The organism is uncultured Campylobacter sp., from assembly GCF_938030145.1.
Taxonomy (GTDB): Bacteria; Campylobacterota; Campylobacteria; order Campylobacterales; family Campylobacteraceae; genus Campylobacter_B.
Window position 1 is genome coordinate 1 of the sequence record NZ_CALHGM010000015.1, and the last position, 12182, is coordinate 12182.

General features: G+C 39.4%; 12 protein-coding genes. 1 reads left to right on the forward strand and 11 read right to left on the reverse strand.

Features of this window, described 5'->3' with window-relative positions; all coding sequences use genetic code 11:
- The 11 genes from Q0323_RS03630 to Q0323_RS03680 form a co-directional block, all read right to left on the reverse strand.
- On the reverse strand, positions 1–1871 hold a 1871-nt coding region (locus tag Q0323_RS03630), incomplete at its 3' end, for a type IV secretory system conjugative DNA transfer family protein (protein WP_298051591.1).
- Positions 1864–2274, reverse strand: a complete 411-nt coding sequence (locus Q0323_RS03635) for a plasmid mobilization relaxosome protein MobC (RefSeq protein ID WP_002952533.1) — start codon at positions 2272–2274, stop codon at positions 1864–1866. The genes Q0323_RS03630 and Q0323_RS03635, both read right to left, overlap by 8 nt.
- Positions 2271–3218 carry an ATPase, T2SS/T4P/T4SS family gene (locus Q0323_RS03640; protein WP_009495762.1) on the reverse strand — a complete coding sequence of 316 codons (948 nt, stop codon included), beginning with the start codon at positions 3216–3218 and terminating at the stop codon, positions 2271–2273. The genes Q0323_RS03635 and Q0323_RS03640 overlap by 4 nt, the downstream gene beginning before the upstream one ends.
- A 1-nt stretch (position 3219) precedes the next feature.
- Entirely contained in the window at positions 3220–3432 is a 213-nt protein-coding gene (locus tag Q0323_RS03645) for a hypothetical protein (RefSeq protein ID WP_002952528.1), read from the reverse strand.
- A gap of 11 nt (positions 3433–3443) precedes the next feature.
- Complete coding sequence (locus Q0323_RS03650; RefSeq protein ID WP_009495760.1) at positions 3444–4640, reverse strand: DNA type IV secretion system protein ComB10; 1197 nt, start codon at positions 4638–4640, stop codon at positions 3444–3446.
- A 1-nt stretch (position 4641) separates the two neighbouring features.
- A complete protein-coding gene (locus Q0323_RS03655) occupies positions 4642–5913 on the reverse strand; it encodes a TrbG/VirB9 family P-type conjugative transfer protein (protein ID WP_009495758.1) in 1272 nt (423 codons plus the stop codon).
- Positions 5910–6560 carry a VirB8/TrbF family protein gene (locus Q0323_RS03660; RefSeq protein WP_009495756.1) on the reverse strand — a complete coding sequence of 217 codons (651 nt, stop codon included), beginning with the start codon at positions 6558–6560 and terminating at the stop codon, positions 5910–5912. The genes Q0323_RS03655 and Q0323_RS03660 overlap by 4 nt, the downstream gene beginning before the upstream one ends.
- Entirely contained in the window at positions 6561–6689 is a 129-nt protein-coding gene (locus Q0323_RS03665; RefSeq protein ID WP_009495754.1) for a hypothetical protein, read from the reverse strand.
- 2 nt (positions 6690–6691) lie between these two features.
- Positions 6692–9196 (reverse strand): type IV secretion system DNA-binding domain-containing protein, encoded by a 2505-nt coding sequence (locus Q0323_RS03670; RefSeq protein ID WP_009495752.1) that lies wholly within the window; start codon positions 9194–9196, stop codon positions 6692–6694.
- Between the two features lie 8 nt (positions 9197–9204).
- Positions 9205–9447: a hypothetical protein gene (locus Q0323_RS03675; protein WP_002952523.1), complete on the reverse strand. Its 243-nt coding sequence runs from the start codon at positions 9445–9447 to the stop codon at positions 9205–9207.
- A gap of 13 nt (positions 9448–9460) precedes the next feature.
- A complete protein-coding gene (locus tag Q0323_RS03680) occupies positions 9461–9775 on the reverse strand; it encodes a hypothetical protein (RefSeq protein ID WP_002952520.1) in 315 nt (104 codons plus the stop codon).
- Between the two features lie 715 nt (positions 9776–10490).
- Here Q0323_RS03680 and Q0323_RS03685 point away from each other — a divergent pair.
- The gene (locus Q0323_RS03685; RefSeq protein WP_122872009.1) at positions 10491–12128 is read left to right on the forward strand and encodes a relaxase/mobilization nuclease domain-containing protein; all 1638 of its coding nucleotides are present in this window, start codon (positions 10491–10493) and stop codon (positions 12126–12128) included.
- The last annotated feature ends 54 nt before the right edge of the window (positions 12129–12182 follow it).

The window sequence follows — 12182 nt, forward strand, 5'->3', positions numbered from 1 at the left end:
TGTCTTTTATCATCCGCAGGCTTGATCTCGCTTGAGCCGTTTTGTGCCGTATTTACTTCGCCTTTTGCCTCTTTTTCGCTCCCTTTTTTGGCCGTATAGGCGTCTTGCTTGACGGCAGCTTCGCCTTGGTCGTCCTTTGCCTCAACTTCTAGCTTATCTGCCCCTTTCCACTGTGCCATCTTGAACCAATAAGGCACTTTTGCCTTGATGGGCATCTTGTAAAAGCCTTTAACAAGAATTAAAATATCGCTACTATCTTGGTTTTTCAAATCTTGGGCAGTTACTAGCTTTTTGGCTTCTTTGCTCTTTGAGATATTGCTTTTAAACAGCTCCATATTACCTTGCGATTTGCTGATTTTGATATTTGTGTAGTCACCGATTAACTTACTCGTATCCTCTGCGTCTTTGTCGCTATTCATGTTAAAAATTACGTGATATCCGCTGTTATTTTTTACGATATTCATATCGTCTTCACCGTAGTATTTTTTGATCTGCTCGTAGCTTTGCGTAACAAAAACCGGTAAAAGCCCATAGCTTCTGCAAAGTGCGGGGGCTTCTAATAAAAATGGCATCTTGCCGAAGCGCACGAACTCATCCCCAAAAAAGTATATAAATCTCTCGGGATCGCTGCACTCTTCTCCGCTCATTAATTTCTTAAATAATGTTTCTATGAAAATACGAATTAAAGGAGCTAAAATTTCGATATCTTCGGTTTGAACGACTACGTACATCGATATTCTTTTCGCTCTTAAATCCTCGAACGTAAAGCTCATCTTGCTGGTTGCGTTGGCTACTTGCGGATTGCTAAAAACTGTCATAAATGTATCGTATGTCGATTTTATGCTTGCAAATTCATTATCTGCGGCTCTTGCATACGCTCTAGCCTGATTTCTCGTGCTTTCGTCGATACTTTCGTCAAAGCTTGTCTGTTTTAGCCAAATTTTAAAAGTATCTACGTCATAGTCTCTCTCTCTTTCTTTGTCCGGGTCGTCCTCGTCTATCTCTTTCATTGCCTCTTCGCCGAATTTTTCGTCCAAATACTCGAAATAATCGGCTTTTGGAGCTTGTGCAAGTTGGGCTAGCGTAGCGTGTTTGTCTTTTTGCATAAAGTATTCGGCGAAAAATACAAACATCGTTCTTGCCGATTTTATCCAGTGATCGTTTTCGCTGCCTTTTTCGCCTACGAAAATGGTAGAAGCTATCTGCTCGGCCAATTTTTTGATATGTATATACTCCATGTCTTTAACGATTGAGCGATCGAACGGGTTAAAAAATAGCGTATTATCCCAGCTAAAAGGGGAGAATAGCTGAATTTCGTTGTTAAAATATTTTTGCCTATACCCGGCTGTCTTTTTATATAGTTCGCCTTTGATATCTAACGTTACGCAAGAAGCCGGTACGCTTAGTAAATTCGGAATGATCATACCCGCCGTTTTACCGCTTCCAGGAGGTGCTACCACTAGCGTTGAGAGCGGCTGCGTAGCCCTTAAGAACTGCGGATTATCGCTATCTATATTGTGACATCCTAGCACCAAGCCGTTTTTATAGTTTATATTCATTTTAGGGAAGTCTTCGGGCGTCGCGAACCTTGCTGAGCCATAATCTTCGCCGTCTCTAAAATACGGCAATAGCCACCACGTAAAGACTACCAAAAACGGGGCGATCAGTGTAAATAATGCAACGTAAGCCTTTAATTTTAGCGTCGGCGCGCCTATATTTATTAAAATTTTATACGCCACTGCGGGTACTTTTATCAAATCCGGATTAAAAATAACCTTGACTACCGCCAAATATAGCACTACGCCCATTATGAGCGAAACGAAGAAAGCCCAAGCCCATCTTTTAGCGGTAAATTCTTTTGAACTATCCATTTTCCTCCCCTTTTGTCCCCTCATTGCTCGGCGTTTTAGTATGTTTGACATCTATTTTTATTTTTAAATCTTCCATTTTTGCGCTTAATTCTTTTATGGCTACTGCGAAGCTCCGCATATTTTTTTCTAGGTCATTCTTGGCTTCTTCGGGGCCGGTAATGTTTGCATTTAGATGATAGGCAATCTGATTTAAATTTACTCCCAAGCGACCGAATTCTCGTAAGAATTCGCTTATTATTTCGTTATTCGTTTCTATCTGTTCTAGCACGTCAGCGTATTTTTCTACATGTACCAGCTTTCGAACTACTGCCGATTTACTTTCATTGCGTCTTTGAGATATGCGTTTTAGTACCCTTGCGTCGGCTTCGGTAAAATATATAAAATGCGCGGCTACTTTTCTCATGCTACGATCTTTGCAATGTCCAGTTCTTTTAAATTTAAGATATCCGTCACGACTCTTTGATTTTTAACCCTGGCTATTTGGATAATGTAATCGATCGCCGTAACGATAAGGCTATCTAGCATGCGATCGTCCACGCTTGATAGGCCGCCTCCTAAAATAATATTGGTTTTAATGGCTTTTATGGCGTCTTTGGGATTATTTGCGTGCAAGGTACTTAAATTTCCGGCATGCCCGGTGTTGTTTACCCTTAAAAACGAAAAGGTATTGCGGATGTCTATCTCGCCTAAAAATAGCCTATCGGGTCGCAAGCGCATCGCATTATCGATCGCTACCTGATAGCTGTAAATTTCGGTGGCGATTTTGGGTACGGCCAGCTGCGTTTTATTTACGTTTTCTACCCTCAGCTCTTGGCTGTCCTCTATGGTGACTACTCGCTCGCCCGGGTCTATTTCTCCCATTAACGAGTTTAAAAAACTGGTCTTCCCGCTTCCCGTTCCGCCGCTTAAAAGTACGTTTTTCTTATCCCGAATCAGCTCTTTGATTTTTTCATAAGTCCAGCCCTCGTTTATCACGTTTTGACTTAATGTAAAGCTTTCTAGTTTAAAGGCCTCTTTGCTGGGTATCCTTATACAAATTGCGATATCGCTATTAAACAGACTTGATTTATGCTGCGCTTGGACGCGGTAACGCAAAAACGGATCGGGCAGTTCGCATGAGAGGTGGCAATGCGTTTCGTCGAAGCGCTGATTTCTTCTAGTGGCCAGCTCGATCAAAAAATTATTTAGAAATTTTATATCTAGCTTTGGGTCTTGCACCATTTCCCAGTGGTCGCCGTAGTCTATGTTTATTTCGCACGGCCGATTAAATATTAGTTCGTTTGCCCGCAGGGTCAAATACGGCTTTAAAACGCCTAAAATATTATTTAAAATTATGCTTTCGCTCATTTTACTCTTCTTGGCTTGCTTCTGTTGTGCTCGTGCTTACCAAATCGTTTTTTTCTTGCACTAGCTTTTCTAGCTTCTGCCTTTCTTTTGCAGCGTTTGCCTCAGCCTTTTCGGTAATTTTTAGCTGATTTGCTATGCGTTTTAGTAGTCTATCGTTTGCTTTTTTATTTTGTAGCTCAGTCTTAACTTGGCTTTTGATTTGCTCGTATTGCATCGGCTTTCCCTTTAATCGTTAAAATATTGCATCATCACTTCGCCGTTTTTTGGTTTTGCAAACCACATATGATTTGTAGGCACTAAAAATATACGGCTTCCGCTTTTGATTTCTATGGTTGGCTTGATTTGGCTTTGCTGCTGGATTATGTCTTGCACTACGCTGCTTACGTCGCTTCTAGCATTTGAGTAAATTTCGGTGGCGTAAGAGTTGTTTGAATTTCCCATTTTTGAGGCTATACCTAAAAGCAAAGCGTTCGTAATCGTTGAAATTGAGTAGGCTATGCCGTAGCGTTCCCAATATTTATTATTTATCGCTCCTACGACTCCATTCATTCCCATATTATCGGCGGCCATTGCATCTGTTAGCATTATATTAATGCCTTGCGGCGTGATTATCTCGCGCCACCTGATTTCCAGCCTTTCATGCCCGATTTTGGTGTCGTTGGTGTAAAAGCCTATCACTTTACTTCCGCGAGGGATCAGCACCGCTCGCCCCATAGCAGCATATATGTCTTGCTCTATTTGAGCCGTTACTATTCCGCTCAAATCCGAACTTATCGCGCTCGTTAGAATTGCCGGGATCAGCCGCCCGGCTCTAATAGTGCGGTATAGTCTGTGTTCATTCGTGCTGACATCTAGGCTTTTTTGATTTGAGAAGCCATCGGCGCCGTATTTTAATGAGTTTTGATTTACGTTTTTTATCTCGTTGTTGCGATTAGCTAAAATTTGAGCTCTTATTAGCTCGCGCATTTTGTTTTCGTAGGCGGCCTGGTTGTCTCTTCTTATTTCTTGTTTTAGACTCTCTTGCTTGGCTTTTAGCTCTTCTTGTTTATCTCTAGCGCGCTGCGCCATTTGCTCTTGCTCTTTTGTCATATCTTCGGGCGTAGCGGCCGGCGCTCCTGGCGTGATCTGCCCGGATTGCTTTTTATTAGCTTCGAGTTCTTCTAATTTCTTTAAAATTTCGCCTAAATTTTGCCCGTCCTCGCTCGGCATTTTCTTTCCGGCTTTATAAATGTAATCGTCGACCGGAAATTTTGAATTTTCAAAAAGATGATTCAGATTCTTTTGGTTTTGTAAATTTCTTATTTGCTCGTCTTGCTGCTCTTGCCCGGCCGCCTCGTTAAAAATTTCCTCCGCCAAAAGGGGAGAGGAAATTATACTAAGCGTCGCAAGGCTTAAAAGCAGCGTTTTCTTCCCCTTTTTCATTCTAAAATCCTCTTGCTTTCTTTGTGGATTCGTTATATTTTTCTTGGTTTTTCGTTATTGTTTTGCTATTCTCTTTTTGTCTTTGTTTTACGGCTTCTTCATCGGTGTTTAAATTTTTTCTTATCTCTTTTCTTAGTTTTTCAGCCTGCGTTTCTTTGCGTTCTACGCATACGTAGCTATCGCCGCTTTTAATCGTAAATTTCGGATTTATAGTCTCTGCGATTATGTAATCGCCTATTACCCTCGTTTCTACCGGGCTATCTTGTTTATCAATGACTGCGTAAATAGTAGGGATTTGCGGCATTTCGTCTTTGGAATACTTAAAATACGTAAATTTCTTATCGCTAAAAATTTCAGCCGATAGCAGCCACTCATTTTCTTTTTTGGCTTTTTGCGTATATCCGCTGTAAATATCGCTCTTTTTGACTTTCAGCTCGGCTATGCCGTCTTTTATTGTTAAATACTCCTTGCCGTCCTCTTCAAGCTTAGCAAGCTTAGCTTTTTGCGTTTCGCCGTCTTTTATACGAACTATGAAGCTTGGGTCGCTTGAATTTTTATAATCCGTTGAAAAAATATAAAAGGTATGGATTTTTCCATCACCTGTAAAAATCGTTAGGCTAGTATCGATGCCGATTAGTTGCGGGATTATTGCGATAGCATTAGGCTGGCTTGGGATTTGCTCTATTTTAAAGCCAGTCTGGTCACCTAGCACGAAATTATCTATCTCGCTATCAAATATCAGCGTAGTGGCCATTGCATGGCGCGTGCGAATTTTGATGGTTTTATCGGGCTGATATTTGACTACTTGCGTATTTTCGTATCCACTGTATTTCTTTGAGTGAAATTTTTGCTGCAATGCCTTTAAATCTTGATTGCGGATGGCGTTTTTCATAAGCTCCAGCTCGTCTTTGCCTATCTGCCTATCCGAACCATCGGGCGCACCGCCGAAGTCTATTACGTCTTGTTCGGGAATTTGCCCGCCGTTAGGGTCGTTAAATTTTGCCCCTTGCGGCTGCTGCCTTTGTTTGTATAGTCCGAGCGGATTTATTTTAAAATTCGATTGTATATTGTTGTTTACGTCTTTGTTTTTATCGTTAAATATATCTTCACCCATAGAGCCGTTTTGCTGCTGCTCGTTTACCAGCTCTTGCGTTTGGCGCATAATGGCGCGGATTTGATTCATCTGTTCTTCGCTTAGTCCCTCTTGAGGCTCGGCCGCGCTTAAATTTAAAGCAAGTGCCGAGACGATCGAAAGTTTTATTAAATTTCTCATTTTGAGCCCTTTTCGTCCAAAATTTGCGTTATTTGATATTTACTTACGATAAAACCGGTAGGATTTTTCATCGTATCGGCGTATGTGCCGCTTTGGTTGCGAAAGTCGTACTCTATCGCGCTTCTGTATTTTTTATAGCTTACTTCGGTGCGCGTAGGATTTGTGATCTCGGCCTGGAAGTCGACCGTCGCTACGTTTTGACTTAAAACGGCTACGTTTAAAATTTGAATGTTGCGGAAGTAATTTTTAGTCGTATAAATCGAGTTGGGATCGCTTACTAAACTTTGAAACGCTTCCCATACCTGCCTGCTGCTTTGCGTGCGTATCTCATTGTAGCGCTCGACATCATCTATGCGATTTATCATCTCTCTGTTTTTAACGTATCCAGCTAAAATGCTTTTTAGCAGCTCTTCGTTGCTGCGGACATTTAGGCTCGTATCGTCTATAGTCACGAAGCGGGAGTCGCCATCTGAAAATTTAAGTAAAACCGGCTTTGTTTCCTTTAACGGCGTTAAAAGCGCTATTGCTACCGCCAGACTTACGCTTACGACCGCGAGGGCTATGATCGTATAAAACATATACGCTTTAATGTTTCTTTCGGCTCTAAAAATAAAATTTGGGTCGATCTTTCTCTCTTCAAACGCCATTTAACCCACCTTTATAAAATCGTAACAAGCGCAGGGGCTTATTCTTTCTATTTTGCTAGGTTTATCCGCGCATCCGCTTAAAAGCGCCGCTAGTATCGACGCCGCCATGATGATTGCAATCTTTTTCATCTTTAACTCCTCTTCCCCTTAAATTCTATGTAATGTTTTCGCCAGTGAACCGGGCTATCGTTTTTAAGCTGCTTTAAAAGCATTACGTTGTCCGAGCTTGACGAGAATACTCGCAAGTAGCTTCCGAGCCTCGATAAATCTATATCCAGCTTTGCGCTCTCGTTTCTTAATTTCATATTTAGCAATATTTGCCTCGCATTCGAGTTTGTCTCTTTTAAAAATTTGGCTTCCGTCGGCGTTAATCCTATCATCGCGTTTAACTCCGCCAGCGTCTCTTCGCTATTGGTCGGAAATATGACAAAATTTGCGATATTGTCCAAAAAAGACGAGCCGCGCTCAATGTTGTTAAATAAGCTCATATTTTGAAAGCCCATACACATTACTCCGCCGATTTTTCTAACTTCTAGGATTGCTTCTAGGATTTTTTCTTGCATCGTCTCATCCTGCAAATAATCCTTTAACTCGTCTATAAAGCAAAAGAAGCCGCGCTTATCCGCGCTATTTTTGGCTTTATTTTTTAGTTTATGAAAAATATATATAGCCGTAAGTCCGGCGGTTTTTTTGTTTTGCAGTATGCCATCCATATTTAACACTGATAGCTGCTTGGTAAAATTTAGGGCGTCTTCTTTGTTGTCGAATATCGAACCCTTATAATTGTCAAATCTGATTTTTAGTCTTGATTTCTCGTTATTGTCGCTTGGAAGCGATATAATAAAATCGCTTAGCGTTAGCGTTTGACCATCTTGCTTCATGTCGTATATACGGTCTATCGTGTTGTTAATATCGTTTATGGCTTCATGCTCGTCGTTTTTAACTTCGGCCATAAAGCGTAGCCATGACTTTAAAAAGTCTCTATTTTCGTTCGTGTCAGCTAGACTGAACGGATTTAATTTAAAGCCATCGCTCTCACTATCGTGATATTCGCCGTCTACGTAGTTCGTGAAGTTATACATACCGCGTAGCTTATCCATTGCAAATATATCTATCGGGTATTTAAATAAATTTGTCATTAAAAATTGCGCCAGCGTCGTCTTTCCGCTTCCGGTTCCGCCCACTATCATCGTATGCCCGGCTGGGCGATCGCCGTCTGGCTGCCAGTGAAAATTGAATAAATACGGCGTGCCGTTTAGGTGCTTAAATGTCGTTATCGCTTCGCCGCCCCAGTCGTTTTGGTTAAATCCGGTTACTTCGTTTTCAAAATTTGCGATCGTGGCTAAGTTGCTGATATTTAGCGTTTTCTTTCTAGCGTTTAAATTTCCGCGACTAGGAAAGAAACTAAAATAAAGAGCTTTTTGATTTAGCGTTTCTCGGACAACATTTAATCCTTGATTTTCTAGGATATTTTTTAGCTCGTTCGAGCGGTTTTCCAGCTCTTTGAGGCTATCGGCTAGGCAATATACCGAAAAGCTCGTTTCTACTAAATTTTCTCTGTCGGCTTGGATTAGCTCCATTAACTGATCTAGCTCTTGGCGGACTAGCTCTACCGCAAACGCTTTGGTGTCCTTTATCTTCTTGATCGCCTTGCGCTTTTCGTAGGCTTTTAGATAAATCATAGCCATAAATTCGTTATTGCTTTTGATTAAATTTGAGGTGATGATCGACTTGATTTGCTCAGTTTCGTAGGCTTTTACGCTGATAAATCTAGCGTATTTGGTCGTGCCGTCGTTGCGGTAAAACTCTATGTAGTCTTTTTTAAATTCGACGTATGAGCTTATGTAACTATCTGTGATCAGCTCATTCGTATATGCAAGGTTCGTCTCTTTCGCGTTTGAATACGTGGCATAAAAATTTATGATCTCATCGCCGCTTAGCTGTCTTGGCTGATAAATCGAAAAGTAGTTTTTGATGTTTGAGAACGTATCGCTTAAAAGCTCGATTTTTTGCTTTAATTTTGCGCTTTCGTTGCTTTCGTCGCCCTCTTCGCTAGTCATTTTGGTTTTAAAGCTTTCCAGTAGTCCTGTGATATTTTTCGTCATCGTAGAAATTATTAAAAAGTATCTTATAGCGTATATATCTTGATTGGTTTCCCATTTTTTTATGATCTCGTTCGCATACGGATTTATATTTTTGTCTGTATATTCTTTGTAGTCTTGCTTTGTTTTTTTGATGATTAAATTTATTTCTACGTCATCTTTCAAAGTCGTAAAAAACATAACGCGGTTTAAAAGGTAGTCCGTCTCGTCGTCTAAGCTAATTCCGGCGTAGCTTACCCCTTTTAGCTCTACTGCTATACTTGCGTTGCCGTCTTTGGTGATTATTATATTCTCGCCGTATTTGCAGGCGATGTTGTTTTCTTTTGCCAGTGTATAAATTTGCGGTTCTGCTATCATTAAAATTTCATCCGCTTTTTTATTGATCTTATTGATTTTTGATAAAACGTCGTTTTCCGTTTTATTTTTAATACTTGGTTTTTCTTGGCTTACGTCAATGCCAAGCTCTCTTTTTAGTTTTTCTTTCTTTTTGTTTTGATTCCACTCTTTGATTACGCCTATTATTCCGCGAGCCATTTTCTAACCTATGCATAAAATTTGTTTTGCGATATTTTCATTTTAGAACCGATGATGTCGTATATGTCTTCATCAAAAAATTCTAAAATAAAGAAGAAGCAGTATAAAATAGCAACGACTGCTAGCGAATATAAAATCAAGATAAACCACGAGATAAATCCAGCGATTATAATCGTGAATAGACTCGTGGTTGTTAGACCTATGATTTTCGTTCTTTTGGTTAAGTCCATATAGCAGTCGGTCACTATCATTCGCTTTTACCTTTTACATTGCTGCGGCAGATAAGCCGTATGCAATACCAAGAATAATCGCGATACCAAGTAGCAATTTTATATTATTTTTTAAAGCCTCGATATTTACGAACATTATCGTTAAGAATACTACGACCCAAATAATACCAAATACGGTGATTACCGTATTGATAACGCTTGCGGCACTACTTCCGGCTTCAGTGATTTGTTCGTTTGCCTTTGTTTCCAAAGTTTTTAAAACGTTTTGGCCGCCCGCTCCGAATAAATGAAACGGCAAGAACATTAAAAAGTAAAAAATACTTTTCGCCTTTTTTGAGACTTCTCTCATTGTTTGCTCCTTTTTGATTAGAATATTTTCGATTTCTAGCACTATACTATTTTTCAAAAAGCGAGATTTTGTAAAAGTGATTTTGTGAATAGCGATTTAAAGGATATACAAGCAATTCTTTTAAAGATTTTATAAGTATTTATTTACTTTTTTACTTTTTCATATTGATTATTTTATAGGCTTTTTGCGATTATTTTTTTAAAAAAGTCTTTTTACAAAATTACGCTTTTCAAAAATTTTACAAATTCTTTTAAAATTTTTCTCTTCCGTTTCGTTTTGCTTATCTCTGAATACTTTTGCTAGATATTTTTAATTTTTTCTTATATTTTGTCCATAAGCTTATCCGAATAAAATTTTCTTGTTTTATTTTTACGCATCGTGAATATAGTTCTAACTTTTCAAATATTTTTGTGCTTTTTTACGCTTTCCCTTTTAAAACCTACTTGCTTTTTCTCAAAAATAAAATGCTCTGCGTTTTATTTTATTTTCGGCAATTGCAAAATTACCGAAAATCACAGCTTTTTTAAGTTTAGTTTCCCCATTTTTAGGCGTTTTATCGCCGTAAAATGGGCTAAACTTAAAAAAGTGATATATAAAAGGGGTTATCCTGCCTTACTTCTGGCATTATCTTTTCTTAAAGCTACTTACACTAACATCTTTTGCAAATATCTTTAAAAGCTATGAATACTTTTTAAGAATTTAAAAGGGAGAGAATTTGGCAAGACGCGATTGGGATGCGTTTTTCGAAGAACTAAAAGCTATCAGAGCCGGCTATACTCGCACGGCAAAATCGGAGCATAAATACGTTTCTTTTGGAAGCGGCGCAGGATTTTCTCGCTCGCATATTCCTTTTCCTAAAAATAACTTTGCCAAGCAATCAGTCGTAAAGATGATTTCAAATTTACCTAAAACTTCCATCAAGCGTTGCATCGACTACGCTCTTAAAAACTCTCTCGACGGCGCAGCTATCAATGAAAAAGGGGAGAGAGTAGGCAGCGATGAAGTTTTAAAAGATTGGGGCAAGGATTTCGGCGATAATCCAAACTCGAAGGACGCGTGGCATCTAATTTTTTCTATCAACGAGCCTTGCGACGATCAGCAAAAATTAAGAGCTTTGAGCGAGAGCGTACATAACGTATTAGGTCTAAATTTTAGCGGACACAAGTATGCTTTCGTGCTACACACCCATCAGAATAATCCGCACGTGCACGTGGTTTTAAATAAACGAAATAGCTTTACCAATAAAAAAATCCACTTTGATAGCAGAAGCGAAATCAGAGAGTTTTTTGACGACGTGCGTACGAATTTCGCTTACTCTCTCGGAGCTCGTGGGCTAAAATACGAGAATAAAAATTTCTTGCAAAAGGATTTAAGGCTCGAATTTAACAAAGTAAAATCCGCCGTGAAGCTGGAAGCGGACGACTATACGGCAAAAGATAAAATAAACGACTATTATTCAAAAATGCAGGATAAAAATAAGCAAAGCTATGACGCTACGGCAGGGCGAATTGAAGCTATGAATAACGAGCTTGCCGCGCTTAAAAAAGATAACGAAGAGCTCTTACGGCTCTTTATGCTTTATACTAAAAAGCGAAATAAACGGGTATATAAGCTCGCTCGTGAGTTAAAAGAAAGTAACCGAGTCATCAAAGAAAAGAGCAAGGCCGTGCTATCTGAAATCGACAAAATAAATAAAATTTCCAGTCAAGCTACGCAGCTTAACGAGATGCGATTGGCTCACTATAAAGACCATTCCGCAGGGCTAAATTTACTTGAAAATTTTAGCTACAACTACAATAAAATTTATCCGAAAAATAGGGGCGCGAGCAAGGCCGATATCGAAAATTATAAAAAAGTGCGACGCGCTATCGCTATTCATCGCGGCCGCGAGGACGATGCGGCTAGGAAATATTTCGAGGATAGCCTGCTAGTTACTCGCATGCTCGGGCGTAACGAAAGTCTTTTTAAATTAACCGCAAAGCTTGAAATTTTAGATAAAAACCTTTACGTCTTGCAACACTCGGGCATAATCGGCGAAGAGGCTACCGCTTTTGAAAAAAGGCTAAAAAGCAATAAGGAATTTATCGCGGATATTTGTCAAAAACGCTTCTACTACGTCGGCAAAAAGCTTTTAAATAGCGATAAAATCGATAAAGACGGCTTTTTGTTCAAAGAATATTTTAAAGGCGTATCGGTGCTGGGCATTAAGCCTGACGATCGTCTAGTAAAAATCAAAAACGAAAAGAGGCTTTATAAAGACGTCTTGGCTGAACGATCTGGTAAGACTAAAACTCAGGGTTCTCGCCTGGCGGATCAAAATAAATTTAATAATGAGCTTGGCGGTCGAGAGTAGATTATATTTAAGAAATAATAAAATATTTAAAAATAAAATTATATTTCATTAAAA

What these genes read in the sequence shown, in the direction of transcription:
- Q0323_RS03675 (WP_002952523.1), bottom strand. Translation starts at nt 9,447, where the DNA reads ATGATAGTGACCGACTGCTATATGGACTTAACCAAAAGAACGAAAATC.
- Q0323_RS03665 (WP_009495754.1), bottom strand. Translation starts at nt 6,689, where the DNA reads ATGAAAAAGATTGCAATCATCATGGCGGCGTCGATACTAGCGGCGCTT.
- Q0323_RS03645 (WP_002952528.1), bottom strand. Translation starts at nt 3,432, where the DNA reads ATGCAATACGAGCAAATCAAAAGCCAAGTTAAGACTGAGCTACAAAAT.
- Q0323_RS03650 (WP_009495760.1), bottom strand. Translation starts at nt 4,640, where the DNA reads ATGAAAAAGGGGAAGAAAACGCTGCTTTTAAGCCTTGCGACGCTTAGT.
- Q0323_RS03660 (WP_009495756.1), bottom strand. Translation starts at nt 6,560, where the DNA reads ATGGCGTTTGAAGAGAGAAAGATCGACCCAAATTTTATTTTTAGAGCC.
- Q0323_RS03640 (WP_009495762.1), bottom strand. Translation starts at nt 3,218, where the DNA reads ATGAGCGAAAGCATAATTTTAAATAATATTTTAGGCGTTTTAAAGCCG.
- Q0323_RS03635 (WP_002952533.1), bottom strand. Translation starts at nt 2,274, where the DNA reads ATGAGAAAAGTAGCCGCGCATTTTATATATTTTACCGAAGCCGACGCA.
- Q0323_RS03680 (WP_002952520.1), bottom strand. Translation starts at nt 9,775, where the DNA reads ATGAGAGAAGTCTCAAAAAAGGCGAAAAGTATTTTTTACTTTTTAATG.
- Q0323_RS03655 (WP_009495758.1), bottom strand. Translation starts at nt 5,913, where the DNA reads ATGAGAAATTTAATAAAACTTTCGATCGTCTCGGCACTTGCTTTAAAT.
- Q0323_RS03670 (WP_009495752.1), bottom strand. Translation starts at nt 9,196, where the DNA reads ATGGCTCGCGGAATAATAGGCGTAATCAAAGAGTGGAATCAAAACAAA.